Source organism: Stenotrophomonas sp. YJH_SMC_135 (genome assembly GCF_059372355.1).
The window spans coordinates 291,378-316,954 of sequence record NZ_JCAFVN010000002.1 but is presented as its reverse complement, the minus strand read 5'-3'; the positions used below and the strand labels follow the sequence as shown (position 1 = coordinate 316,954).

Below are 25,577 nucleotides of genomic sequence, written 5' to 3'. Positions count from 1 at the left end.
GTTCAGCTTACCTGCCCGACATGTCACGCCTGCGCTGATCTGCCAAGTGCGCGGATCTGGGCAGAATGGGCCGAACAGTTGCGACGTGATCGAATGCTGGTCCGAGCCGGAATAGATCCTCGCGACCTATATAGCCCCTAGATCAGAGATCACGGCACATGACGGGCGCAGCTGGGCAGCGAGCAACCGGCCGCCGGCAACCTCCCGTGCGCTCATCCTATTCAGCCAAGCAGCCTGAATCCGACCAGCGTCCAACACGTCCTCGGGCGCAAAACTGTCCGGACTTCCCCGCAGCGGCTCGCCAGGGGAAGCGAGTCCGCCTAGAAGCGGCTGCACGCGAGCTGGAGCCTCGCTGACGCTTTTGGCGTATGCGGTGGCCATCATGCGCCCCGCCTGGGGGGACCATCCTCCGAAGACGAGTTCAGTCCCTATCGCCGACCGAGCCACTCCTGCTTCCAGCGCGGCCTTCTCGTAGGCCGGCCAGAGTTGGTCGATTACCAGCCCCAGCTCTCTACCAAGCTGCTCCATGGTGAAGTCCGCGCGGAAGCTGGCCTGTAGCGCTAACTCATAGATCCGCAGGAAGAACTGCGCGCTCCCGCGAGTCGCCAGTACTAGGTTGTGCTGAGGGATAAGGAGCAGCTTAGCGCCGGCCGACTTGGCTCCCGTCCGCGAGTCCTCAGCCAAGGTATCTACAGCAACCAATAGTTGATCTGGCGACAGCAGAACGTTGAGGATGCTCATTGCCTGGGGCCATATGGAATGCCCTAACTATTACCCTCATTCAGCGAGCTGTCTACGAGCGCCCTATGCCAACCATCTCAGAGCTACTGCACCGCCTCGATAGCTGTACCACGGAACTTGAGGCCCATCGGGGCTACCTCAAAGCGATGGAATATTGCCTCCGCGCCCTCGTCATCAGTCACCCCGATCCGACATCATTGACGAGGGTATGGGAGGGCATAGTTCCAGGGATCTTTGACAATCACCTCGAAGATTCCGCCCTAACTTCCGCAGCAATGCGCCAGGGGCTGGCCCTGCTCACAGAGCAGATCGAAGCGGCGGCGCATCCCGAGCGATAACCGGCGTAGCCGCACGAACCTGGACCAAATTGACCAAACGGTCCATCGCTGTAGAATTCATCGCCTCAGCATCGCCGCGCCTGTTGAAGCGCGTCCAATCTGCATGGGCAACGCTAGACAAATCCTGGCGCTCTACCGGAAGCCAGCGCATCGGCCAGAAAGGCAGGCGGCGCTGTCCGACGCGGCCGCGCTGAAGCTCGACAACCCCGCCATGGCTCTGCGATCCCAGTACCCGAGAGTAGGCGACAGTCAAGCCATCCTCTGGACCTTCCAGGTACTGAAGGAATCTTGCTCCGTCAAAAAGCAGGACGCCCGTCACTCCGGCATCCCTGTTAAAACGCGCGGCGTCGTCTACCAGTTCTTCAAGCTTCGCGCTCGGCAGGTCAAGAGCGCAACCAGCCACTGTCGGCCCTGCCTCGCTCACGTACACCACAGCCCTGATCGGCATTGGATAGTCTCCCTGTCAGCCCCCCCCCCCAAGCTGGTGAGGCTAGCACCGGGCTCAACAGACGGCGTCATCGCGCCGTGAAACAGTGACCTGCACCCCGAACAGTTCAGGAGCGCGGCGTCACTTATCCGCTTGGTTGCTAGACGTCTGTGTCAGCCAGTACGCCCCATTCGTCCTCCGCGCTGCGCACTCTTGGCGACCGGACGCTGACTAGTCCTGCCTTGGCTATCTATAAACCTACGACGCCCCGCGTCCAGCTGGCACCCAAAAAACGCCCCAAGTGAATCTTGCGCCTCTGCGATCTCTGCGAAACTGCCATCCTGCCCTTTCAACCATGCCAATTCCCATAGCGAGATCTTCCAATGCGGGTTGAAGCCCAGAACTACTTCGCCTTGATAGTCGAGCCAACTTGCTCCGAGTACTTAGAGCGACCGTGGGAGTTCCGCCGAGGGATCTTGTCACTGATCGTAACCTCTCACATGGTCGATTACTGGGTGATGGGCAGCTACACGGGCGGGTCATCCAGGAAGGACATGACCGAAGCAGTGAGCCAAGGCCGCGAAGCTCTGTCAGCTCTCTATCCAGACCTGCAGCTACTCACCGATGCAGCCGATGCCGCCAAGCACGGGAGGTTGGCCTCAATTCAGTCACGCGTCCGCCAGATCGACCGAGCGGATCAGCTGAAGGTAACGCCGAGCCTGTTCAATGCTCCATTCGGCCAAGGCGTATTCGCCGAGGCAGTGGAGATCTACTTTGAAAGCCCTGACGGCCGACATGTGAGCATGCGAGGGCTTCTGACTCAGGCCCTAGACTTCTGGCGGGGCCAGTTAGGAATTCAATCCCGCCCATAGCCGAGCAGCAGCGCTCTACGCTGCTTCCAAGACCCTCTCTGCCCCTTCGACGGCAGATGTGACTGGATAGAAGCGCAATCTTGCCGCCAATGCCTCAGCCTCAATCTCTTCGCGCGCACTGGCTACAGCGGCTCTCTGCTTGTCGCCCAGCGTAACGTCGTCGTTGCGGGTAGTCGCACCGATCAACGCCGCCTCTGAGATTTCAACCAGTTCGCGAGCACGCTGAAGCTCAAAAAGACGGGCCCTAGCATCACGAATGCTTGCCCCAACACGCAATGGATGGACGACACAGAAGTGGAGAAGCGCCCGTTGTGAGGCGAAACCGAACTTCACAGGGTTGCCTCCGTTGACCAGAGGTGTGGAACGGCCGAAGTACTCCGAGAATTCCGGGCGCTGCGCTAGTACCAGATCCTTAACCTCGGTACTGAACCGTCGATTGACGTCCTCTGGAAGCGGTGTCTCCGCTTGATCTAGGTCCTCTAGCTTGGCGAGGCTTGCCATACTGGAGTAGAGCAACGCAGCTGTACGCAAGAGGTCGTTCAAACTGTGGGCTGACGTTTCCCTCAGCGGCCCAGGAACCAGCCCCATGTACTTTGCTTCCGTCGATCCAATGTTCCCATTGCGCTGCTCAGCAATAGCGACATATGTAGACAACGCCTGGTCAATTAAACGGCGCGCACCAGCCGCCTGAGCACCGAACATCCCATCAAGCGACTCATCTCGAATGAAACGGGATACACCCGCTGTGCCCTCGAAACAGTAGAGGACTCCAACGAGGATTCGTTCACCAGTTCCCGTCACCGGCTCCCAGAACATGGGCCGCCACGGGTGGCGTTGGGGTTTGGTCACGATGGATTCCGTAGGCGTATTCATCACAGATCTGCCAATAGATCATCAGGTCTAGGGAAGCGAGCAGTGAGACGAGCACCCAAGTCCTCAAGGCGCTCCACGATCAGCGCTTGCCAAGGTCCTGCATTGTGCAGCCTTTCCACAGCAAGGGCTGCGCTGGCAACTTCTGATCGATTTAGAGCCAACCACTGGGCGATTGCACCATGTAGCGCCTCGTCCGCTTTGCCGGCTTCGACCATCAGTATGCACAGCTTATTCAGGTCATCCATGTGAAGACCGTTTCCAAGAGCTAGGGCGTGATCTATCCATGCCTCTTGGGTGCCGTCCCAAAGGATATTTCCGAGGTTGCGGTCGCGGTTGTCTATCGCTTCATCTATCGCGAGGGCGAGCGGGGTGGATGGGAAGGAACCGACCAGAGTGATAGCCACCTTAAACGCCGTTTCCTGGTCAGCCTCCGCGTAGCCTGGTCCTAGTCCAACCCGCTGCTTGAGATTGGGGTATCCAACGTCTGCACTAGCAAACGACACCCCGTGAGTGTCCTTGATGAGGAATGGCCGAGGAACAACTAGACCCCATCTGCTTAGAAGAATTGAGCAGAGCGCTTCTGCAAAGACGAATTCCGGAGGGTCGCGCTTAAGAACTGCGGCAAGAAGCTCGCCGTCCACCGTCTCAATTACACACCGGAGAGCCCCAAAGTCGCCGTCTCCGGCCGGCGTTTCCGATCCTTCAATTACGGTGGCCCAAGCCAATTCCATTTATCCCCCTTGAAGCTCTGGTGGGCGCCGTGCCCGACTGGGGAGATGCTAACCGGGCTAGGGCTCATCGGCCAATGGCGGACGAGAGCCTCAGAATGCGTTGTTCGCGGGCTGCAGTGAGATTAGGGAGCGGTCAGCGAGGATCTGGCACACGAAGATGAGCAGCAGTAGCCCAGCATGCAGTGGTTCGCGGGAAAACGCTTCAGGCGGGCAGGCGCTTCACGGCCTAGCCCGCCTTTAGGGACTGACAAAACTCTGATGAACGGTCTGCCGCATCGAGTTCCAGGCCTATTCGACGGCTTCCCTTCACGCAGCCGACTGCTTTTCCGGCGCGGCCCTATCGACCAGCCAACCGGAATTGCCCACCCTTCTGCCCTCGATGGACTTATGCCAGGACCGCCCGTGCAGCCAGTACGGGCCGTTAAGATTTCACCGTAACGAGTGCGCCTTTCGCCATGTCCTTGCCGTCTTCGTCCACGATCCAGATGCTCCAATCCGGAGCGAAGAAGGACCTAATACCCGACGCGCGGGCCATCGCAATCCCCTCCATCGTCATGAACAAACGATCTACAGCGCAGATCGCCGGTGATGCTTCATTTTCGGACCAAATCAGCGAGCCAATCCGTGCACCAGCAGGGCCTTCGATGGGTCCGTCAACTCGCAACTCCAGCTTCAGCGCCGGGTCCAAGGTGACGCATTGGCTTACATCGTCGAGAAGCTGGAATGTTCCAACGTGTTCGCCGGTCAGCCAGAGCGCAGAAGGCCTATCTTCTCCCTGGCTGTGGATCGTTGTCCTAAGTAGCCAGTTGTTCGATTGCAGAATCAACGATCCAGGAGGGAGGTCTCTATCTCTACCGATCCGGAAGAAGCTTGCCTTCATAGCCATCCACATCTCCATTGCTGTCCTGGCCAGTCCAGGGCCTGCCCGCATCCTATCAGGCCCCCCAACCAAGGCTTCAGGCCCCCACACAGTCGACTAATTGATCGGATCGGCCCTGTGCCGGTACTGGCTATCCACCATGACCATGGCGGACCGCCCTACGAAGGCCACGACAAGTCCGCAGGTACACGCCTCACCAACCTCCCCAGGACACCCGTCCTCATGCAGGAGGTAGTGCCAGTTGATCTTCCCGATCAGGTCCTTCGCCAGGCCGGCGCGGGTGATCAGGTCTACGTAGTCCACCTCCCCCTCTGCCGAAAGGACTTGGGGGGCATCACAAAGCAACATGGATCCGCTCCTTTTAGGGGCTCCAAATACTGGACGTTGGGCCGACATATGCCGCTTCGCTCGCATAGCACGCGCGCGTAAAGGCGTCGGAAAACTCCGGAGACCCGACCGGCCTCGCGCGCGTGCGCGTACTTGTCGCGAAACTCCGGGGGTGGCGGTCGGCGGGCTCGTGCGCGTGGAGGCGTCCAGAAACTCCCGCGCCCTAGCCAATGAGCCGCTGCCTTAGCCCCTTGACTTCCCGAAGGACAGCGGCCAGCTGACGGAGCGCCTTCCGCTCCCCGCCCTTCCAGGCGTTCCTAGCCGCCTTGGCCTTTCCTTCGACGCTGCGCGGGCCGGTGGCCTGCTCCCACGGTCGCCAGCTCTGGATTGCCTGCGCCTGTCGCCGGCGCCGCTCTGGGGTCCAGCCATTGCGCATCTGAGATCTCCTCCAATAGTTCGTTTGGCCGTCTTTTGCTTTCCGCGCGCCCGGCCTCATCCGGGACCGGCCCGGAGCTGCCTGGGGGATGGTTGTTCACCTGCTGGTGGCCGCCAGCAATGTTGGCCTGCTTCACGAACGCCACGGCTCTCGGATTCTTGATCTCGGCCAGGGTTTCTAGGGTGGTTCGGCACTGGGACTGCGCCTTCAGGGCCAACCGCATGTAGGTCTCCATGGCGCCCATGTGCTCCCCCATGTTGAGGGCCGCTCGACGGCTCATCTCCAGGAAGACCGCATTCAGGGCAATGGCTTGGCTGGTCAGCAGCCCATCGGCCTGGTCGGTCTCGCCCTTTGCGGCACGCCCTACTGCCGCCCGGGTCGACTTCACGAGCTCGTTCAGCTCGTTGCCGCCGGCCACCCCGGAATGCTGCGCAAACAACAGGCTGATGAAAGCGTTGCTGGCGATGCCCTCAGCGATCAGCCCGGCCGACTTCTCCTCCAGGGTCTGCCCCTTCTCCAGAGGCACATCCAGCTTGGCCGCACGCTGGCTGGCACCGCCGGCTGGTTGGTTCTCTTTCCTCATGGGGTGTCACTTCCTCTACGCAGGGCTTCCGCCCCAGGTCGGTGCTACGATTCAACCGGCCGATACCGATTGAGGCAGTGCCATGGACTGGAAGACCAACAACTACGCCCCCCAAAAGAGTTGGGAAGCGATGAAGAGCGAGGCCTTCAACCAGCGCTACCCAGAGGGGAAGGCTGGCGGTAGATCCATCGCCTTGGCCATCATCGCCGTCCCCTTGGGCCTCGCTGCAGTCGCTGGGCTGGCGTACTCGGTTCTGACCTTCTTCGGCATCTAACGCCGCCCGGCCGCCTCCGCCTTCAGGCGCTGAGCCAGCTCGACCATCTCGTCGTCGTCCTCTTCCTTGCCGATCTGCAGCAGCGTGTTGATCTGCCCGGCAATGTCGCCGCTATCCCGTTCGGTGTTCCTAGCCAGCCAGCGGACCGCCTTGGGGTTGGTCATCATTCTGGCGAGCAGGTTGTTGGCGCCAGCCAGTGCCAGGGTTGATGCGACCGCAATCGCGGCGTCTTTGAGATTCCCCTGCATCACATTCTGGCCCGCGATGAGGCCCGTGCCGCCGAGGGTGACGCCTAGAGCAGTCTGCTTGGCTGTGCCTGGAGGGTTGGCGAACACCTTGCTGCCACTGCGGATGGAGTCAGCCATCCTCGCCAGCTTATTCACGTTCTGGACGTAGTCCGTTCCGAAGCGTGCATTGTTGAATAGCTGCCTCTTGGCCTCGGGGCTGATATCTGCCCAATTGCTGAGGAAGGTCTCCATTGAGAAGGCGTCGCCGGCAGCGTTCTGGTTGGCTTTGCTGGCGCGTCCCATCCGCTGCAGGAAGGAGGCGCTTACGTCGGCGCGTACCTGCGCAGGGAGCGAGTCCATCACGCGCTTCAGGGGAGTGGCGCCATTCCGCGCACCAGTGAACATGGCTTGGTAGGCGGCCTCTGGGCCTCCTTCCTTCTGGACGATCTTGCCGATAGCGTCCAAGCGCTGCTCCCTGAGCCGATAGTAGTTATTGGCCCTGGCGAACGCCTTCTTGGCCTCCGGCGTTGTGGCGGCAGCCTCCATGTCTCGGGAAAGCGCTGCGTACAGCTTCTTCCACTCAGCGTGGGCGGCGTCACGGGTCAGGAACGTCGCACCGACTTGCTTGCCGACCTTCGAGCGCAGCTCCTTAAGGGCCTGATACGGAAGCGTCCCGTCCGCCATGTTGCCCAGAGTGCTGCTCAGGTTCTGCTCGATGTCGGCTCGGCTTGGCACCGGTTCCATCACAGTCATTCCCAGCGACTGCCTGCGCGCATTTCTCTCTGCCGCCTCCTGGGCTTGCTGCTCCAAGTACTGCCTGTAGGCGGCCGCGTTCTCACGCATCCCTGGCCGGCTGAGGACTGATGCTCCCCCGGTGGTGTCGCTGACCAGCGCGCGCTCAATCTGCTTAAGTGCCGCTTGGTCGAACAGGTGGGAAAGCTCCGGCGCGCCGTTGATCGCAGCGTTGATCTCCCGAAGTGCGCCCCGGGCATTGGAGACGGGCACCATTTCACCTGCAGGAAGATGGCGATCCAGCTCGCTATACAGTCGATCCGAAACCGACCCGGTTCGATCCACAAAGCCACCAGGCCCATAGATGCCCTGTTGGACGTTCGTTCCGACCTGAGTCGGCGTCAGGTCCGCGCCGCCAGCCGCGATCCTGTTGGACAGGTCGTCGGTGGCGTTGCGCGCCGCAGCCGCCTGATCGGCCGCGCGCTGGGCAATCTGGCCCGAACCACCTGGGGTATTGCCGAGGTAGGTTTCAAGGGCACTAGCACTACGATTGCCAGTGGCTTGCCCGACGCTGGGTGAGGTGCCAGAAGCTGCGAAGTCGTCAATCATGCTCTGTACGCCCGAGGCATCATTCCCCCTCGCCGCACGGCGCGCGGCGCCAGCTGCAGCCGTTGGCACTGTGCCAGTGGCGCTGACTCGACCAGCCGTGGCAAGACTCGCAAGTCCGCTCAGGGTGCCAGGTGCAAATCCGCCAGCCAGACCGGCCAGCAGCTGGTTGCGCTGAGAGCCACCAGCCTCTTTGGTTCCTGATGCCGCAGCGCTACCCGTAATCGCAGACGCAGTCTGCAGGCCCGGCTGCGCGGTCAAGAAGTTGGCTAGGCGGTTCTGTGCCACCGGCGCCGTACTGCGGAGTGCAGGGGCGACCCCTGCTTGCGCGGCGCGGGGTGCCATTGCGGCGAGGGCGTTGATGCCGCCGCCGATGCCAAGGGTCAAGCCAGTGCCCGCAACAGCCTCGCCTACGTCACCCAGCACACGGTCACCCGCCGTCTGCGCCTTGGGCAATCCTAGGGAGTCAGCCAACGCTGCAGCCTCCTCTCGGTAAGGCCGGGCTTCCTGAGCGCCCACAGCGCGCGCAACCGGGTTGACCACGTAGTTGTTGAAGGCATCGCCACCGATAGCGCCCAGAAGGCCGCCGGCGCTTTGCAGCACCGACCGTGCACCAAACATGGTGTCGCGCACAGCCCCATACTTCCATCCATCCGGTGCAACCTGGCTGCGCTGGGCGGTCGGGGTCGGGGCTGGAGTGGATCTCGCAGGCTCCACAAGCTCCCCAGAGAACCGTGGCTTGCTTTTCGCCGGCTCATCAACCGGGATTCCATCGAAACGGGCCATTGCTTACCTCTTGCGGTAGGTTCGACCGTCGTCCGGGTCGATGTAGAGAGAGCCGCTGGGAAGAGCCTTGAAATCAGCATCCGTCTGGGGACGAGCCGGGCCTGCGGATGACTCGGGGCCGCCACTGACGCTGCTTGTGACGCCAGAAAAGTCGGCCATGCCCGTGCCACGCACGGGGTCGTACCCGTACTGGCGTGCAATGTCCTGGTACTTCCGGGTTGTCCCAGTGATCCGCCCTTCCGCGTTGGTCGCGAGCTGAGCGGCTTGGTTGAGGAAGTCCTGGCGCTGCGTGGGATTCAACCGCTGGCCGCTGATCGCCTTGTTGTAGGCATTACGCACCTGATCTGGGACGCCTGCAGCGTTCTGCGCGTTGGCAAACTCCTGCTCGCGGACCACTGAGCCTGGATCCAGCATCTTCATGAACGCGAAGATCAGGCTCAGGTCGCCGGCTGCACTTGGCTGGCCAGCAGCCGCCTGGACGTTTCGATACATGGACAGGACGCCCTGATCCTCCTTGAGGTTCTGGGTCACCTCTTTGCGTAGGCTCTGCTCGCCGGTAGCAATGGCCTGGGGGGATGAGTTGTCGGCCGGACCTCCGGGGATTGGCGCCAACGCATTCCCCTGATAGACGTACCCTTGTGGCGCCTCACGCTGCTTGGGTGGGGTGTACCCCATCCTCCCGGCGGTGGCCACTTGCCTGTCAGGCAGAGTTACGTTATCCAACGTTCCGCCAGCGGCGATATCGGCCTGTGCAGCGGCCAGCTCGTCCGGATTCAAGTCCGACCCGAGACTGTAGCGGTTGCCTGCCGGGCCTACTCCAGTGGACGCCATCACTGCCTGCTGCCCAGAGCCAGGAAAATCGCTTAGCTTGCGCTCGCGAGGGTCCCAGATCATCTGCATGCTGCCTCCCATTCCATCGGGCACGTCAATCACATTGGCATTGGCCGGCGCGAACGGCACTTCCGCCAGAACATTTCCAGCGGCGTCGAATCGCTTTGAGCCTGGCGACAAGGTGAACTGATCGCCTTGAGGCGCTGGCTGGCCAGCGGCCATCGCCAGCACTTGGTCGACAATCGGCATCGCAGTGTTGCGGTCGAACACTTCGGGGATGCCTGGGCCAAATTCGGCCCGCAGGAAAGGTACTCCAGACTTGTACAAAGCAGCCTGCATCTGCGGATGGTTATCAAACTTCTTCAGGCTCCTCGCAAGACCGAAAAGCTTCTCCTGACGGCGATTACCCTCCTGCTGATAGGCCTGAGTAGTAGTCGGATCAAGCGCGTAAGAGCGAGTGGTAGCGTCAAGATCGCCTGCGATAACCTGCGGCGCCAGGGACTGGAGCTCTGCGAGCCGGTTGCGCTTTTCTGTTGCTTCCCGCCTCGCCATGCCATTCCGCATGCCCTGCTCGAAGGATTCGTAGAAGGTGGCCATTGGATTCGATTGCTCCGTTGGTAGTCGCCGGATGGGCTACGCCAAGGGGTACGCTCGGCGCGCCTCCCTAGACAAAAAAAGAAGGCGGCAGCTCTCTGGGGGCTGCCGCCCGGACCCGCCCTTGGGGGGACGTGGGGCCCTACTAGGTAGGTCGGAATCCGGGTGCTTTTGACTCCCGCGTCCACTGCCGTCCATGTAGGTCTACTACTCGCAGGCAGAGCCCATTGCGGCGGCAACTCTCCGGCTGGCGCGAGCCAGCCATTCGAGCAGGCGCCTCTCGGCCGACTGCACCTCGCGACGAAACCGCGCCTCTTGGCGGGCTTGGTCCTTGGCCGCCTCCCGATAGGACTGCTGGTGGCGTCCGGCTAGCAGTCTCCTGGCTGCTTCGAGTGAAGCCCAATCGGGATGCCCGCAGGCGGTCATGTGTCGACAGACCACTGGCCACACTCTTTGGTCGCCAACCGCATACAGCATCAGCCAGGCACCTAGAGGACCGTCCAGCTGCGCGTCCGCCAGTGCGTGCAGCACCAGCCTGCTCGGCCCCTTGGCAGGTGCAGCTGTCAGCGAGCCTTGTGCTTTCCAGCCCCTTAGCTGGCGAGTGCGATCAGCCGCGGCCGGGGAGCGCATCACCGCCATCTGGTCAAATTCCAGCACCGCTTGGCGATCCTTCGGGCTGAACGTCTCCAGCGCTTGCTTACGAGCCGCCGCCTGCGCCGGCAGGTACTTGGATGCGGCCTGCTCAATCGAGTGCACCCGATGGATGGGCAGGTACGCGCCTTCATCCGGACAGGACTCCTCGCTGGACCTCCGCCTTGACGCGTGCCGGATTGCCGGCCGAGTAGGCACCCCGAAACCGAACGCGCCAGCGATGGCCCTCACTACCAAGTCGACAGAGTCGTCCGACAGCAGCACCAGCTCCACATAGCGCTCATGGTCTCGGGCTGCCATAGGCGCCCTCCCCATGCCGCTGGCCGTCCGCCTGGCGAACCAGTCCGGCACGCGAACCGGTCAGTTCGATGCACCGAATTGCCAGCGAAAGGACCGCCCAGGCCCTAAGCCCTAAAGACAGTGCCTTGAAGCAGTAGAAGCACGCTCCGCTTGGTATATATCTAGAAGGGTGTACACATAGCGACCTCGGGGTACTGTGGATAACCGCCTGACTGGCCTGCATTGCGACCTCGTAGGTCTGTATGCGGGCCAACTCATCGGGGCATTGGCCTGCATAGCGACCACATTGGCCCACATAGCGACTAGCCATTGCGTCCCCTCCACAGGTTCGGCGGAGTGACAGTCGACGGTTCTAGGTGCTTCTCTGATTCATCAATCGCGTAGTACGTCAGGGCGTACAGGCTGCACATGTTCTTGCCGCCCTTTCGCGTCTCGATGATCCAGCCTGCGGCCAGGAGCTCCAGCTTGGAGCTGTGGACCGTCGCCTTGCTCTTCCATCCACGCGTGGACAGCATCGACCAAGGGATGCTCAGGTCGCCGTTTTTCCCCGGGCGGTATTGCCGAGCCAGCTCCAGCAGCAGCTTCACCGCATTGCCGGACAGTCTGCCGAACTCGGGCGAGTCGGAGATTCTGTGTTCGATCATGAAGAAGGGCGGCCCCTTAGAGCGCCCTTGCAGCTTCTGCCGCCGCCTGTCGACGTTCTTCTTGGGCTGTGTCGGCGCGTAGCCGGCAGCGCCCTCTGGAGGCCGCTGCGCGCGGTCCTGGCCTGTACTGTGCATTTGCCCCCCAAGGGCGGTGGTCGCGGCCTCAGCCGCGCTTGGAACGACTGGGCTTGGTGTTCGTATCTGTTTCGACGTGTCGCCAGGTCTTCCGCCTCCGGATGCTTCTTATGGCTGGCGTGGTGACGCCGTAGCGACGCGCCCAGACCTTGGTGGGAACCGTTCCGATGGTGCGGAGAACTGCTTTCACCTCCGCAACGCTGAGCTTGCAGTGAGGAGAGGGGCTGCCGTACTTGGCCATGCTCCGCGCACGCTGGAGGCGGCGGTTCTCCGCCCCCGTCACCAGCTGAAGGTTTTCCAGCCGGTTGTTCGACGGATTGCCATCGAGGTGATCGACCTCCATTGACTTTGGAACAGGGCCGTTCACGACCTCCCAAACGAGCCTGTGGGCGTACCAAGTCGCGCACGAGCCACCCGCCAGGCGGGCAATGACGCGAATGTACCCATCGCGGCCCCTTCGGCCCGTAGCACGTCCACAGGCGCTCCAAAGCTGCCCTGTCGCGGGTGATACCAAGAGGCCGCTCGGCCCATGCAGCAACCTCTGAGCCGCTCTAGTGGCCATGGGAAGCCTCCAATCCAATATGCTGGGCGCGGCACCAAGTGGCCGCGTGCTGTTCGAGGAGAGGCTTGCGATCCCGGTAGGCCATGCCCTGCCCGATCCAGACGGCGTTCTGCATCCGCAGCTCCTGCTGCAGCTTCAGTTGGTCAGTCGAGAGGGAGTCCTCGGACACGCCCTGGAACACGCCGGTGATGCAGTGGTTCACCAGGCGATGCTCTGTCGCGTAGTCATAGCCCTTCGGGTCCTTCCCGAGGCCCACCAGCGTGTCGTGCAAGATCCGGCACATGACGGTTCCCGCGACGCGCTTTGCCATTGCCGCATCACGCCTTTCCCCATTCGACAGAAACGCAGCTGCAAGGGCGTCGGCCGCCTGCTCCTGAAACAGAATCACTCGTTCCCGGATCGCGGCCTTCACCTTGTTGGGATTGACCGTGGCCAGCCAGAACGGAAGCCTGGACAGGGGCAACGCCTGCATCTGACGACCTTTACCATCGCCAGCAACCATCCCCCTTAAGGTAGACAGTTGGCGGGCCAGCACCGGGTGGGACTTCAGCTTGTCCAGCTGCTTGGACCAGTCCAGGCCCATGGCCTCCACAATGGGTCGCATCGCCACAAAGGGCTGTCCCTGATGGAGTCGGCCGATCAGTTCGGCCCCGTGGAACTCTACGTGGACGATTCCAGTAGCCATTAGGTCGCCCTCCCTTCTTCGCAGCGGGAGTCGATCCAGCTCTGCACAGCCTCCGAATCCCAAGCAGACAGACGGGCAGCTACGCGGATGGGTCCGGGGAACTGGCCTTCCTTCGCCATCTTGTAGATGAGGGAGCGGGAAATACCGCAGGCCGCGACTACCTCGGGTAGGCGCATCAAGGTCCGTCCCCTGGCTGCCACTCGGCCAGCTCGGATAGCATCGGAAGTCATGGGGTGACCTCCTTGTGCAGTGCCCATGCCCGGCGAGCGGTATCAGGCACCCGGTACTCGGTCAGGGAGTAGGAACCGTACTTGTCGCGCCTGCGGACGCTGACGGCCAGCAGGAGCCCGCGCTCAATCAGGCCTACAGCGTCCTTGCGGGCCGGCTTGGTCTCGGCGTGAGGGTGATCGGCGGTCCAGCCTCCAAAGTCCAGCAGGCGGCGTTGATCGGCGCTCAGGTCGGAGAAGTTGAATCCGCTCATTGCACGTCCCCCAGCCTGGAGGACAGAACTCGCTGCAGATCGATCTCCGGGATCAGGGACCGGGTCCCAATCTTGACCGAGCGAATCTCCCCGGCCTTGATCAGTTCGTACAGGGTCGTTCGGCTGACGCTGAGCCGGCGGCACGCATCAGGAATGCGGTGCAGCAGGGGATCGAGGGCGTTCGTTGAGTTGACCATAGTTCGTACCTGTTAGCTGGGTACGAACCGGTGTTCGCACCCGCCCGTCTGTGTCCGGGCGGATGTAAAACTATGCACATAGCACGTGCACTAGAAGGGCCAAATTTGGCCCTCTTTCCTGCCCGGGCCAGTGTCTGCACCAGGAACTTCCGGAAATTTCTAGCCTCCAGAATCTTCCGATTCTTCGTCTTCCCTGGCCGCTTGGGCAGCAAGAGCGTCGATGGTCTCGGTTGATACCCACGCCTTGGCATTAGGCAAGAACGTCTTGCGGACGTCGTCCACTTCCACGCGCCTCCCTGGCGGGAATGCAGCGTCACAGAGATCTCCATACGTGATCTTCGTGCCGGTGATCTCCTTCCATTTGTTGAGGACTAAGAGGGGGACATACGCGTTGCGGACCCACCGCTTGAAGTCAGCGTCAGAGAACGGCTTCTTCGCTGCTTGGTGTCCTTGGAGCGCGCGCATCGCCTGCAGCCAGCGGTCGAAATCCTTGCGGAGTATTTCGTCAGGAGCCCGCATGTTGACGGAAAGCGTCCTACGCCTCGGGAGCAAGCGTCCAGAACCTGCTAGGTGCCTGGAGTCCCTCAGCGAAATGAAGAAAGGAGTATTGGCAAAGTCTTCTAAGGGATCCAAGGCTTCAGCGGCCTTCCTCGCCTCTTTGAACTCCTTCATGCCCTCGAGAGATACAACGGTTTGGACGCCGGCCAGCAACTCCGGCCCGTTAGGGATGTGGCCAAGAGTTGCGCCCATATGAGCAACTGTCCAGTTGCTCAATGACTGCACGCTTCCAAAGTCAAAAGCATCCTTGTCGACGGTGTAGTCCCGCTTCTTCCAGTCGGCCCACCCCTTTCCCTCATCCTCCTGGAAGCTTACGAAGGTCGTCTCAAGCTCATCCAGATCGAGCTCCCCGTCTTCATCATCAACTCGATAGAAGTAAGGAACTTCATCGAGTAGCAGTCGGAGTCCACTGACCACCGTAAGCCACCCATTGGCGTCCAAGCCGGACAAGCGGTCATATGCCTTCAGATTGAACCAATCGGGAATTCGACTGGCAGATTTTGGACGGGCCATGTAGTTCTTCCTCAGTTAAAGCTGCCTCTCACCGAGGCCTTGCGTCCAGAGATGACAGTTCGAAAGCGGGATGGTCGGACCTATCAGGGATCAGAGATTGGACTGGAACTGTGCGCCTTCCGGCGTAATCCTCAACGGTGACCGATGCCAAGTCGCTGAGAGCATCCTCTAGTTGTTCCATGGTGTAGTTAGCTCCCTTCTTGGATTCAAGACCCCAGAGCAGAACATCCCTCAGCGGCGACTCTGGCCCAAAGAATCCGTCGACAATGCCCCGCTGAGCGCTGCCCAGGCTCCCGCCGTACGCTTCAACTACCGAACAGACAATATCGGCCAAGTGGGCACTCCCGCTAGTGCGCGGGTCTGCTGCCGCCTCCCCCAGTGCTTGGAGGAATGCGAGACAACAGACCCGGCCCACCTCACGGCCCATCAGATGACCGTGGGCCTCCGGCATTCGCCAGTAGTCCCCGGCCTTAGCGTGGCTCTGGCGATAGAAGGGCAAGCGCTGGATTGGGTTTGCGCGGGTCCGATTAAATCGGATCGGCCGCCTGTACCTGGGCGTGCTTGATCGACTCACAGGACCTCCTCAATCGCCTTAGCGACAGAGGTAGCCCTCTCGTTGACAATACTTATCACCGCCCGGACCTCGGGCGGGATATGCGGCGACTCATACTCCGCAGAGTTGAGAAGCAGGTTTGTTACACCTTGGAAATCCCACGCAGCCTGCACGGCATTGTTCAGTGCGTAGCGAAGCTCTGAGATGCGGCTTTCCATCTCCCTTGCGTCCATTAGTCGGTCCTCGATGCACGGCGGAGGGCTTGGGCCTGTTCCAAAAGATGATCCAGAACAACAAGATCATCGAACGACGGAACCGTTTCGTTATCCATGCAGCTTCTACAGAAGGAGCGCACGAAACTGACGTAAAGGCTGGCGTCGCCAAGCGCGTGCAGCGTGTCGATGCCGGCGCAGATCTTGTACGTGGGCGCGTTGTCCTGCACCGGTATCCGCCCATACGCTGCCTCAATGGTGACTTCAGCAGCAGCCATGGATCACCCCCAGGCACGCAGTGACTGACGCAGGGGAAGTAGCGGCCGACGCAAGAGCAACGACAAACAGCGCCGTGCAGAGCTTGTAAGTATTTGCGTCGTCGTTGAGGGCGAGCCAGCGGTGGACTCGGACGAACGTGTTGGGGCGAGTAGCCCGCGTAGAGACTGACGGCCGTTTTTCGGCCGAACGCGCCCGTTCAGGCGCAACAGGTACAATGTTGCAATCCATGATCGACTCTCCAATAGTCGGTTGTGGTAGGCCGAGCTAGGGGTTCCCGCCCCTTCCTCGGCCGCTTTGTTTATGCGGTTCTGCTTCTTGCTATGGCCCTCCCTAGAGGCCTATCTGGTGGTTAGGCGCGCTTGGCCTTGAAGGCCAGCACGTTCGGTTCTGCAACGCGCAGCTGGTCGAGATAGTCAGACCAGGCCTGCATCATCTTCCGGCGTTCCGGCAGGTGGGTTGCCCGGTTGTAGGCCCTCCCGAGCGGATCCTTCACGGCATGCGCCAACTGATGCTCGATGTAGTCCGGGCGGTAGCCAAGAACCTCGTCCAGCACCGTTCTCGCCATTGCTCGGAAGCCGTGGCCGACCATCGTGTCTGAGTCGAAGCCAAGATTTCGGAGCGCTGCGTTCATCGTGTTCTCGCTCATCGGCTTGAGCGCACTGCGCACGCCAGGGAAGACGAACTCGCTCCGCTTCGTATACGGGTAAAGCTCCTGCAGGACTTCGACGGCCTGGTCGGACAAAGGGACGATGTGCGGGGTCTTGGTCTTACTGGTGACGTAACGCCACTCGGCTGCATCCAGATTGATATCGGCCCATTTCGCTTGGCGAAGCTCGCCCGGACGCACGAACAGCATAGGGGCCAGCTTCAGCGCCGCTTGAGTGACCAGCGCTCCCTGATAGCCCCACAGCGCGCGCAAGAGATCGCCGATGACAGCGGGGTCGGTCACGCTCGCAAAGTGCTTCGTCTGCGGCTGCTCGAGCGCCCCGGTTAGATCCTGGGCCGGATTCCTATCAGCACGACCGGTTGCGATGGCATAGCGGAAGATTCGGCCGGCATGGGCCCTGGCGCGATGGGCAGTCTCGACTACGCCTCGCTGTTCCAGCTTCCTAAGTGCCGCCAGCAGGACCGGAGCCGTTATGTCCCCGATAGGCAGATCCGCCAGCCCGGCCAGATCCTTCTCGATCAGCCTGCGCTCCCGCACGACCGACCCGGGAGACAGCCCCTCCTTGGTGCGCTTTGCCAGCAGCTCGAGGCCGATGGCACTGAAGGTGTTGGCGGACCGCTCGCCATGTGCGGCCTTCTCCACCCGAGCCACCTGAGCAGGATTTGCCCCGCCGCGCAGCAACGAGCGCAGACGGTCGCGCTCTACGCGAGCAGCCTGCAGCGACATTGAGGGGTACTCATCAAGCGTGACGATGCTGGCCTTGCCCAGGTAGCGATAGCGGTAACGCCAGACCTTGGCTCCCGATGGGCGCACTTCGATGCACAAGCCGTTGGCATCAGCCACACGGAAGGGACTGGCCTTCGGCTTGAGCGAGCGCAACTTGGTGTCGGTCAGCATGTGAGTCGAGCGCCTGTGAGTCGTCTAGGGGCGTCTAGCCCGCTGACACACAGCCTGACTCACTTTTTTCGTGGATGCAAGTGGATGCCACTGGACACCGCTGGACGCCAAAACCCCTCTAAATCCAGCCCCACCAGGCTTCGCAAGACGTCCTTGGACTCTGATGGACGTCAATGTGGTGGGCCCACCAGGATTCGAACCTGGAACCAAGGGATTATGAGTCCCCTGCTCTAACCGTTGAGCTATAGGCCCTGCGCAGCCTCACAGTGTAGTGGAGGCCGCGCTCGATCGGCTACCCGGTAGCATCAAGAGTCTCAGCAACGCGCCCCAATCGCTTCTCCGCCACTTCCGCGAACCACTCCAGTCGCCGCAAGTGGGCGTGGAACAGCGCCACCGTCCTCCTGGCCTCTTCCAGCCCAATCTGGTTGCCGCCGCCGAAGCCAGCAAGCAGTCCGGCACCCGACTGTGTCAGCAATGCCAATGTCGCTCGTCGGGCGAACCCCAGTGGATCCTCGCGTTCATCACGCAGCACATCGTCCCAGTCCAACAACGGGGGGAAGTCGCAACCACGCGTACCCGAGCCACCCCAGCCACACCCACCGTCAATCTCCGTCAGCCCCATACTCACTCTCCTACGATTCGTCGAACCTCTTCCGCCTCCTGTTGAGAGAGGCGACCGGGTGCTTCAACACGGTCGTAGGGCCGCCCGCAGCTTTCCCCTTGCAGGGTCTTGTATGGCTGCGCGCCACCCGGCCAGAAACCCTTGGGCTCACCGGAATGGCGAGAGTTGCGGTTTGACCTTGGATTGCCTGCTGTTGCGGCAGACAGTCCGCCTACGACGGTGTGTTGAGCACCTGAGGAGGACTGTGTGGAAGGAAGGCTAGAGGCTTCAATTGGTGAATGCGACATTGCGTGCGCTTATCACTCACATGCGGCTACTCATTTCATTGAGGCACTTGGGGTTTCGGCTGAATGACCACTTCCCCCGGCAGCGAATCGCAGCGAAGTCCTCAAGAATCCTCAGGCCAGTTACGTCACAAGGTGCGGCAAGCAACCGACACCCGTTGAGAAGACCCGTCGAATACGTCATCGCGAACAGCAGCCGAGCATGGCTCGGCTCTACAGAAAGCACGCCCAAAAAAGAAAAACCCCGCACCAGGCGGGGTTTCTCTCAACGCTTCACCAGCCGCTGGAAATCAATCGATATCCAGGAAGCTGCGCAGCTGCTCCGAGCGGCTCGGGTGACGCAGCTTGCGCAGCGCCTTCGCTTCGATCTGGCGGATGCGCTCGCGGGTCACGTCGAACTGCTTGCCGACTTCTTCCAGCGTGTGGTCGGTGTTCATGTCGATGCCGAAGCGCATGCGCAGCACCTTGGCTTCCCTCGGGGTGAGGCCGGCCAGCACGTCGCGCACGGTTTCAGACAGGTTGATGTTGGTGGTGTTCTCGATCGGGGACTCCACGTTGGTGTCCTCGATGAAGTCGCCCAGATGGGAATCCTCGTCGTCGCCGATCGGGGTTTCCATCGAGATCGGCTCCTTGGCGATCTTCATCACCTTGCGGATCTTGTCTTCCGGCATGTCCATTTCCTTGGCCAGCTCCTCCGGCGTAGCCTCGCGGCCGTACTGCTGGAGCATCTGGCGGGAAATGCGGTTCAACTTGTTGATCGTCTCGATCATGTGCACCGGAATACGGATGGTGCGCGCCTGGTCGGCAATCGAGCGGGTGATCGCCTGGCGGATCCACCAGGTGGCGTAGGTCGAGAACTTGTAACCGCGGCGGTACTCGAACTTGTCCACGGCCTTCATCAGGCCGATGTTGCCTTCCTGGATCAGGTCGAGGAACTGCAGGCCACGGTTGGTGTACTTCTTGGCGATCGAGATCACCAGGCGCAGGTTGGCCTCGACCATTTCCTTCTTGGCCTTGCGCGCCTTGGCTTCACCGTAGGCCATGGCACGGCTGATTTCCTTCAGCTCTTCCAGGTCCAGCTGGGTCAGCTTCTCGATGTCGATCGTCGCCTGCTGTTCGGCGATGATCTGATCCTTCACTTCGCGCAGGGCCGACGACCACTTCTGCTTGCGCTTCAGTGCGTCTTCCACCCACTCCAGGTTGGTCTGGTTGCCTTCCCAGGAGCGGATGAAGTCCTTGCGCGGCATGCGCGCGGTGACGGTGGCCAGGTTCAGCACGCGTCGCTCATGGGCCTTGATCGACGCCATGGTGTCGCGCAGCTGCTTGGTCAGCACGTCGGTCAGCGGCAGCGGCAGCTTCAGAGTGACGAACACCGCCGACATCTCTTCGCGCAGGCGCGGCAGGTTCTTCTTGTCGCCCTTGGTCGCCGCCTTCTTGAAGGCATTGAAAGCATCGCTCAGCGCCTGCATGCGCGCAGCGACTTCCTCCGGATCCGGACCGGTCGGTGCGGCTTCTTCCTCGCCACCCTCGACGTCATCGTCCTCGTCCTCGTCGCCTTCTGCGTCGGCATCGCTGCTGTCATCGGCAGCGACCGCCGGCGGCGCCGGCTCTTCGTCGGCCAGGTCGTTGAAGCCGACGATCACTTCGGCCAGGCGCTTCTTGCCTTCCTTGTGGGCCTCGTAGTCGGTCAGCAGCGATTCGACCGAAACCGGGAACTGGCCCAGGGCGGCCTGGACCTGCGAAAGGCCTTCCTCGATGCGCTTGGCGATGGCGATTTCGCCTTCGCGGGTCAGCAGCTCGACCGTGCCCATTTCGCGCATGTACATGCGCACCGGGTCGGTGGTACGGCCACCTTCGGTGTCGAGCGCGCTCAGCGCGGCGGCAGCTTCTTCGGCCGCGGTGTCATCGACTTCGCGGTTACCGGTGTTGCCGTCGTTGAGAAGCAGGGTTTCCACATCCGGCGCAACTTCATGGACATCGATGCCCATGCCGTTGATCATGCCGATGATGTCTTCGATCTGTTCCGGGTCGACCATGTCGTCCGGCAGATGGTCATTGACTTCGGCGTAGGTCAGGTAGCCCTGTTCCAGGCCCTTGCTGATCAGTTGCTTGATTTCGGATTGGGCAGGACGTTCGTTGGCCATGTAGTGCTCGCGCCACCGGCTAGGGAGAAATAGGGAACGTAGCATTATACCAGCCCGGGGCCCTGCCTGCCGGGCGGTGGTCCCGGCGGCCTAGGGCCTGAGAAGGAAGGTCACGGGACCGTCGTTGACCAGGCTGACGACCATATGGGCACCAAACCGGCCCGTTTCCACCCCTGGCGCATGATTTTCACGGCAGATGTCGACAAATCGATTGAACCCGCGTTCAGCCTCGTCCGGCGGTGCGGCGCTGGTGAAACTCGGCCGCATGCCCGAACGGGTATCGGCCGCCAGGGTGAACTGGCTGACCAGCAGCAGGCCGCCACCGGTGTCGCGCAGCGACCGGTTCATCTTCCCGGCCTCGTCGGCGAACACCCGGTAACCCAGCAGGCGTTCGGCCATCCGCCGCAGCTGGGCCTCGCTATCCCCCGGTTCCATGCCGACCAGGGCCAGCAAGCCGGGGCCGATCTGCCCCACCACCTCCTCGTCGACATGGACGGCGGCCTGGCTGACACGCTGGATCAGGACGAGCATCGTGGGCTTCCAATGAACGGGGCCGGCCACGATAGCAGCGCCCTTGGCTAAACTGGCGCCGATGAATCCGCAACGCAAAGCCCGGCTGGTCTACCGCGCCACCACCCTGTTCGCCCGCCTGCCCTGGCCGCTGCTGCGGGGGTTCGCACACGCCCTGGCGTGGACGTGGGTTCGTGTCAATGCCCGTGAGAGCCGCGTTACCCGGCGCAACCTCGAACTGGCCTACCCGGAGCTGGACGGTCCTGCACGCGACCGTCTGCACCGCGAACTGCTGCGCTCCACTGCGCTGCAGGCCATCGAGACCCTGCGTTTGTGGAGCCGGCAGCCGGCCGACAACCTGCGGCTGCACCTGAAGCAGCGCCACGGCGAAGCCCTGTACGACGCGGCCCTGGCCAGCGGCAAGGGCGTGATCGTGGCCGCACCGCACTTCGGCAACTGGGAGCTGCTGAACCAGTGGCTGGCCTCGCGCGGGCAGATCGCCATCGTCTACAAGCCGCCGGAAGACGAGGCCAGCGACGCCTTCCTGCAGCTGGTGCGCGGCGGCCAGAACGTGCAGCAGGTACGCGCCGAGGGCCCGGCCGTGCGCCAGCTGTTCAAGGTGCTCAAGGACGGCGGCGCCACCGGCATCCTGCCCGACCAGCAGCCCAAGGCCGGCGATGGCGTGTTCGTGCCGTTCTTCGGCGTGCAGGCGCTGACCATGACCCTGGTCAACCGGCTGGCCGAGCGCACCGGCGCCACCGTGCTGTATGGCTGGTGCGAGCGCATCGGGCCGGACATGGAATTCGCCCTGCACATCGAGCCGACCGACCCGGCCGTGGCCGATCCGGACCCGCAGGTGGCCGCCACCGCGCTCAATGCCGGCATCGAGCGCATCGCCCGCCGCGACCCGACGCAGTACCAGTGGACCTACAAGCGCTATACGCTGCGGCCACCGGGCAGCGGCGAGGAAGATCCGTATGCGACCGAAGAGCATCCGCACTGACGGCCCCCACGCCCATGCCCATCCGGCCCTTGCGACCGGCGGCCGCACCACGTTGAATACGACGCCGGCGCCCCCATAGAGACTGCGATGTCCGCCTCCCCCGGTCCCGCCATGCCTGCTGCCTCTTCCCTGTTCGGCGACCCCGCCGCGATCCGCTGCGAACGCGCGGTGGCCGAACTGCGTGCCGGTCGCCCGGTACTGCTCCACGATGGGCAGGGCCAGCGCCTGGCGGTGATTGCACTGGACAGCGCCACTGCCAGCAGCTTCGCTGCCTTCGCCGCTGCCGCACGCGAGCGCCATTACCTGTTCCTGACCGCCACCCGCGCCCGCGTGCTCGGCGTGGAGGCACCGGCAGGCGCGCGCCTGCCGCTGGCGGGGGTTGCCTTCGATGCCCTGCCCTCGCTGGGCTACCTGCGCGAGCCCGGCCCGATGCCGGACGACTGGACGGCCGGCGACGCCTTCGATGCCGGCGCGGTGGAGCTGGCCCGCCTGGGCCTGCTGCTGCCGGCGATGGTGGCGGTGCGCCTGGATGCAGAGGACATGACCTTTGCGGGTGCGGCCGAAGTGGCGTTGTGCGACCTGGCCGAGGGCGCGGCACACGCCGCCCACGATTACGAACTGGTCGCCCGTTCGCCGGTACCGCTGCGCGACGTCGGCATGACCACCTTCGCGGTGTTCCGCGGCGGCGTGGCCCAGCGCGACCAGGTCGCGATCATCGTCGGCGAACCGGACCTGTCGGCGGTGGTGCCGGTACGCGTGCACTCCTCGTGCCTGACCGGTGACCTGTTCGGCTCACTCAAGTGCGACTGCGGCGACCAGCTGCGGCGCGGCCTGCGCAAGCTGAAGGAACTGGGCGGCGGCGTGCTGCTGTACCTGGACCAGGAAGGCCGCGGCACCGGTATCGCCGCCAAGATGCGCGCCTACGGCTACCAGCACGACGGCCTGGACACCATCGATGCCGATGCACAGCTGGGCTTCGGTGCCGACGAGCGCCGCTACGGCAGTGCGGTGGCGATGCTGCATGGCCTGGGCATTTCGCGCGTGGCCCTGCTCAGCAACAACCCGACCAAGGCACAGCGTCTGCGCAACGCCGGCATCGAGGTGCTGGACTGCATTCCGGTCACCGGCGAGATCACTGCCGAGAACGAACACTACCTGCGCACCAAGGCCGATCGTGCCGGCCACATGCTGGATGTGGACGCGCTGATCCAGGCTGCCCAGTAGCGCGGTCGACCTGCTACCGTCTGCGCGGTGCGGCCCTGCCGCCACCGCCCGCCCTGCCACCTGACGGAGCCCGCGTGATCGACGTTCCCCTGACCTCCCCGCCTGCCGATGCCTGGCAGTCGCTGCCGCAGCGCGCCGCCCGCCTGGCCGCACTGGAAGGCGCCTTCGGCGGACTGTTCGTGCCGGGCCTGCCGCTGGCCGCGGCCGCGTGGTTCTTCCAGCTGCCCGGCGGCCTGTGGACGGCCGCCCTTGGGCTGCTGATCGGCATCGTCTTCGGCGCGTGGCTTGGCCACCGGCGCTTGACCCGCACCCGCTGGCGGCTGGATACCCAAGGGCTGGGCCTGCGCCGCGACCTGATGTGGCAGCTGGAAACGCGCATCCCCATTTCGCGCGTGCAGCACCTGGACCTGCGCCGCGGCCCGCTGGAACGCCGTGCCGGCCTGGCCACGCTGATCGTGCACACCGCCGGGACCCGCATGAGCGCAGTGACCGTGAGCGGCCTGGACGAGGCCGACGCCGAGCGCCTGCGTGACACCCTGTCCCATCAGCTCGACCAGGACGCCGACGCCCTGTGAGCCTGCCGCCGCCCCTGCCCGCATCGCTGCCTGCCGGTGGCGAGGACCATCGCCTGCACCCGTGGTCGTGGCTGTTCGTGCTGCTGATGCAGCTGCGCCACTACTTCCTGCCGCTGGTGGCGCTGCTGGTGTTCGGCCAGCGCGGTGACCGCGACCCGATGTGGGCGCAGCTGATTCCGCTGTCGGCGATTGCCGCGCTGGTGCTGGTCTCGGTGCTGCAGTACCTCAGCTACCGCTACCGCATCGGCAGCGACGCGATCACCGTGCGCAGCGGACTGCTGGCGCGCAACCGCCGCGAGATCCCGTTCGCCCGCATCCACAACGTGGAAGTGCGGCAGAACCCGCTGCACCGCCTGTTCGGCGTGGCCGAGCTGCACCTTGAATCGGCCGGCGGCGTGCGTCCGGAAGCCGAAATGCGCGTGCTGAAGCTGGACCAGGCGCTGGCGCTGGAACGACTGGTGCGCCAGCGTGGGCAGGCACCGCAGGCCGCCGACGTCGTGGCCGCCCCCTCGATCACCGACTCCGACACCGAACAGGTGCTGCTGCGCCTGTCGAGCTGGGATGTGGTGCGCATGGGCCTGCTGTCCAACCGCGGCTGGGCATTGGCGATCGCCGCCTTCGGCGTGCTGTTCCAGACCGTGCCGCGGCCGGTGATGGACGCGGCCATCCAGCGTGGCGGCCGGGAAGCCTTCGGCTACGCAAGCCACCTGCATCCCGGCGTGGCCGGCGCCTTCCTGCTGCTGGCCGCAGCCTTGCTGCTGGGCTGGCTGGCGCTGCGTGCGCTGTCGGTGGTGCTGACCCTGCTGCGCTATCACGGCTTCACCCTCAGCGAGCAGGATCGCCGCCTGACCGTCTCGGCCGGCCTGCTCAGCCGTACCCGCAGCAGTGTCGCGCGTCGCCGCATCCAGGCCTGGACGCTGCGCGAAACCACCCTGCATCGCTGGTTCGGCCTGCGCCAGCTGCGCATCGACAGCGCCGCCGGCGGCCCCTCGCGCGACGAGGACCGCGCCCTGCGCGAGCTGGCACCGCTGGCACCGGCAATGCGCTGCGAGCAGCTGGTGCAGCACCTGTTGCCTCAACTGCAATGGCCGCCGGCGCAATGGCAGTCCATTCAGCAGCGTGGCTGGTGGCGGCTGTGCCTGGGCGCGCTGCTGCTGGTGCCGTTGCTGGCAGCGGCCGCGTACTGGCGCTGGGGATCATGGGGCCTGATCGTGCTGGCCTGGCTGCCGGTGGCGCTGCTGGTGGCACATCGGCAGATGGCGCGCATGGGCTGGTATCTGGATGCCCATTACGTGGCCGTGCGCGGCGGCTGGTGGACGCGCTGGTGGCGCTGGGCCGAGCTGGACAAGGTGCAGGGCCTGCGCCTGCAGCGTTCACCGCTGGACAAGCTGCTCGGCACCAGCAGCCTGCAGCTGGATACGGCCGGTGCGCACGGTGATGTGGCGTTGACCCTGCGCCACCTGCCGCAGGCGCAGGCGCAACACGTGATGGAGCAGCTGGCCGCGGCGCTGGCGCGGCGCAAGTTGCGCTGGTAAGCAATACCGGTAGTGCCGGCCGCTGGCCGGCAACCGCAGACATTCCCGAGGTTGCCGGCCAGCGCCCGGCACTACCGCGAGCGGGGTC

General features: G+C 63.3%; 27 protein-coding genes and 1 tRNA gene. 6 read left to right on the top strand and 22 right to left on the bottom strand.

Annotated elements, in window-relative coordinates:
* Positions 1-126: 126 nt before the first annotated feature.
* Together AC5P98_RS08020 and AC5P98_RS08015 are read right to left on the bottom strand one after the other, a co-directional pair.
* A complete protein-coding gene (locus AC5P98_RS08020; protein WP_495229963.1) occupies positions 127-741 on the bottom strand; it encodes a hypothetical protein in 615 nt (204 codons plus the stop codon).
* Positions 742-1,038: 297 nt separating this feature from the next.
* Positions 1,039-1,527, bottom strand: a complete 489-nt coding sequence (locus tag AC5P98_RS08015; protein ID WP_495229961.1) for a BLUF domain-containing protein — start codon at positions 1,525-1,527, stop codon at positions 1,039-1,041.
* A 533-nt stretch (positions 1,528-2,060) separates the two neighbouring features.
* Between AC5P98_RS08015 and AC5P98_RS08010 the strand changes: the two genes are divergently transcribed.
* Positions 2,061-2,378: a hypothetical protein gene (locus AC5P98_RS08010; protein WP_180863524.1), complete on the top strand. Its 318-nt coding sequence runs from the start codon at positions 2,061-2,063 to the stop codon at positions 2,376-2,378.
* Between the two features lie 15 nt (positions 2,379-2,393).
* Here the strand turns inward: AC5P98_RS08010 and AC5P98_RS08005 are convergent, their stop codons facing one another.
* From AC5P98_RS08005 to AC5P98_RS07990, 4 genes are all read right to left on the bottom strand, one after another.
* Positions 2,394-3,251 carry a hypothetical protein gene (locus tag AC5P98_RS08005; RefSeq protein ID WP_180863523.1) on the bottom strand — a complete coding sequence of 286 codons (858 nt, stop codon included), beginning with the start codon at positions 3,249-3,251 and terminating at the stop codon, positions 2,394-2,396.
* Positions 3,251-3,982, bottom strand: coding sequence for a hypothetical protein (locus tag AC5P98_RS08000; RefSeq protein WP_180863522.1), 732 nt, complete (start codon positions 3,980-3,982; stop codon positions 3,251-3,253). The genes AC5P98_RS08005 and AC5P98_RS08000 overlap by 1 nt, the downstream gene beginning before the upstream one ends.
* A gap of 421 nt (positions 3,983-4,403) precedes the next feature.
* Positions 4,404-4,868 (bottom strand): hypothetical protein, encoded by a 465-nt coding sequence (locus AC5P98_RS07995; protein WP_180863521.1) that lies wholly within the window; start codon positions 4,866-4,868, stop codon positions 4,404-4,406.
* Positions 4,869-5,506: 638 nt separating this feature from the next.
* Positions 5,507-6,208, bottom strand: coding sequence for a hypothetical protein (locus tag AC5P98_RS07990; RefSeq protein WP_180863519.1), 702 nt, complete (start codon positions 6,206-6,208; stop codon positions 5,507-5,509).
* Positions 6,209-6,290: 82 nt separating this feature from the next.
* On the opposite strand from AC5P98_RS07990, the gene AC5P98_RS07985 reads away from it, so the two are divergent.
* Positions 6,291-6,482 (top strand): hypothetical protein, encoded by a 192-nt coding sequence (locus tag AC5P98_RS07985; protein WP_495229958.1) that lies wholly within the window; start codon positions 6,291-6,293, stop codon positions 6,480-6,482.
* Here AC5P98_RS07985 and AC5P98_RS07980 read toward each other — a convergent pair.
* The 16 genes from AC5P98_RS07980 to dtd form a co-directional block, all read right to left on the bottom strand.
* A complete protein-coding gene (locus AC5P98_RS07980) occupies positions 6,479-8,680 on the bottom strand; it encodes a hypothetical protein (protein ID WP_495229956.1) in 2,202 nt (733 codons plus the stop codon). The two genes, AC5P98_RS07985 and AC5P98_RS07980, sit on opposite strands and share 4 nt — an antisense overlap.
* Positions 8,681-8,836: 156 nt before the next feature.
* Entirely contained in the window at positions 8,837-10,261 is a 1,425-nt protein-coding gene (locus AC5P98_RS07975; protein WP_495229955.1) for a hypothetical protein, read from the bottom strand.
* Positions 10,262-10,465: 204 nt separating this feature from the next.
* Positions 10,466-11,209, bottom strand: coding sequence for a hypothetical protein (locus AC5P98_RS07970; protein ID WP_495229953.1), 744 nt, complete (start codon positions 11,207-11,209; stop codon positions 10,466-10,468).
* Positions 11,210-11,511: 302 nt separating this feature from the next.
* A complete protein-coding gene (locus AC5P98_RS07965) occupies positions 11,512-11,988 on the bottom strand; it encodes a hypothetical protein (protein WP_495229951.1) in 477 nt (158 codons plus the stop codon).
* A 28-nt stretch (positions 11,989-12,016) separates the two neighbouring features.
* Positions 12,017-12,550: an HNH endonuclease signature motif containing protein gene (locus tag AC5P98_RS07960; protein ID WP_495229949.1), complete on the bottom strand. Its 534-nt coding sequence runs from the start codon at positions 12,548-12,550 to the stop codon at positions 12,017-12,019.
* The gene (locus tag AC5P98_RS07955) at positions 12,540-13,235 is read right to left on the bottom strand and encodes a phage antirepressor N-terminal domain-containing protein (RefSeq protein ID WP_495229947.1); all 696 of its coding nucleotides are present in this window, start codon (positions 13,233-13,235) and stop codon (positions 12,540-12,542) included. The genes AC5P98_RS07960 and AC5P98_RS07955 overlap by 11 nt, the downstream gene beginning before the upstream one ends.
* On the bottom strand, positions 13,235-13,411 hold the full coding sequence (locus AC5P98_RS07950) for a helix-turn-helix transcriptional regulator (protein WP_495230010.1): 177 nt from the start codon (positions 13,409-13,411) through the stop codon (positions 13,235-13,237). The genes AC5P98_RS07955 and AC5P98_RS07950 overlap by 1 nt, the downstream gene beginning before the upstream one ends.
* 50 nt (positions 13,412-13,461) lie before the next feature.
* Positions 13,462-13,716, bottom strand: a complete 255-nt coding sequence (locus tag AC5P98_RS07945) for a hypothetical protein (protein WP_495229945.1) — start codon at positions 13,714-13,716, stop codon at positions 13,462-13,464.
* Complete coding sequence (locus AC5P98_RS07940) at positions 13,713-13,913, bottom strand: helix-turn-helix transcriptional regulator (RefSeq protein ID WP_049423354.1); 201 nt, start codon at positions 13,911-13,913, stop codon at positions 13,713-13,715. Before AC5P98_RS07940 ends, AC5P98_RS07945 begins: the two co-directional genes overlap by 4 nt.
* Positions 13,914-14,072: 159 nt before the next feature.
* Complete coding sequence (locus AC5P98_RS07935; RefSeq protein WP_495229943.1) at positions 14,073-14,984, bottom strand: DUF6387 family protein; 912 nt, start codon at positions 14,982-14,984, stop codon at positions 14,073-14,075.
* Between the two features lie 570 nt (positions 14,985-15,554).
* Positions 15,555-15,755, bottom strand: coding sequence for a hypothetical protein (locus AC5P98_RS07930; protein WP_495229941.1), 201 nt, complete (start codon positions 15,753-15,755; stop codon positions 15,555-15,557).
* Positions 15,756-15,769: 14 nt separating this feature from the next.
* Positions 15,770-16,027, bottom strand: a complete 258-nt coding sequence (locus AC5P98_RS07925) for a hypothetical protein (RefSeq protein ID WP_495229939.1) — start codon at positions 16,025-16,027, stop codon at positions 15,770-15,772.
* A gap of 350 nt (positions 16,028-16,377) precedes the next feature.
* Positions 16,378-17,592 carry a tyrosine-type recombinase/integrase gene (locus AC5P98_RS07920; RefSeq protein ID WP_324810099.1) on the bottom strand — a complete coding sequence of 405 codons (1,215 nt, stop codon included), beginning with the start codon at positions 17,590-17,592 and terminating at the stop codon, positions 16,378-16,380.
* 176 nt (positions 17,593-17,768) lie between these two features.
* Positions 17,769-17,844: transfer RNA gene (locus AC5P98_RS07915), tRNA-Ile, on the bottom strand.
* A 944-nt stretch (positions 17,845-18,788) separates the two neighbouring features.
* Positions 18,789-20,642, bottom strand: a complete 1,854-nt coding sequence (gene rpoD / locus AC5P98_RS07910) for an RNA polymerase sigma factor RpoD (RefSeq protein ID WP_014648552.1) — start codon at positions 20,640-20,642, stop codon at positions 18,789-18,791.
* A 90-nt stretch (positions 20,643-20,732) separates the two neighbouring features.
* Positions 20,733-21,173: a D-aminoacyl-tRNA deacylase gene (dtd, locus tag AC5P98_RS07905; protein WP_014648553.1), complete on the bottom strand. Its 441-nt coding sequence runs from the start codon at positions 21,171-21,173 to the stop codon at positions 20,733-20,735.
* A 61-nt stretch (positions 21,174-21,234) separates the two neighbouring features.
* Between dtd and AC5P98_RS07900 the strand changes: the two genes are divergently transcribed.
* The 4 genes from AC5P98_RS07900 to AC5P98_RS07885 all read left to right on the top strand — a co-directional run bounded on the left by AC5P98_RS07900 (position 21,235) and on the right by AC5P98_RS07885 (position 25,489).
* Positions 21,235-22,155, top strand: coding sequence for a lauroyl acyltransferase (locus AC5P98_RS07900; protein ID WP_099476005.1), 921 nt, complete (start codon positions 21,235-21,237; stop codon positions 22,153-22,155).
* A gap of 87 nt (positions 22,156-22,242) precedes the next feature.
* Positions 22,243-23,379, top strand: a complete 1,137-nt coding sequence (ribA, locus tag AC5P98_RS07895) for a GTP cyclohydrolase II RibA (RefSeq protein ID WP_032958282.1) — start codon at positions 22,243-22,245, stop codon at positions 23,377-23,379.
* A gap of 74 nt (positions 23,380-23,453) precedes the next feature.
* A complete protein-coding gene (locus tag AC5P98_RS07890) occupies positions 23,454-23,954 on the top strand; it encodes a PH domain-containing protein (RefSeq protein WP_032958281.1) in 501 nt (166 codons plus the stop codon).
* Entirely contained in the window at positions 23,951-25,489 is a 1,539-nt protein-coding gene (locus AC5P98_RS07885) for a PH domain-containing protein (RefSeq protein WP_049404857.1), read from the top strand. The genes AC5P98_RS07890 and AC5P98_RS07885 overlap by 4 nt, the downstream gene beginning before the upstream one ends.
* Positions 25,490-25,577: the final 88 nt, after the last annotated feature.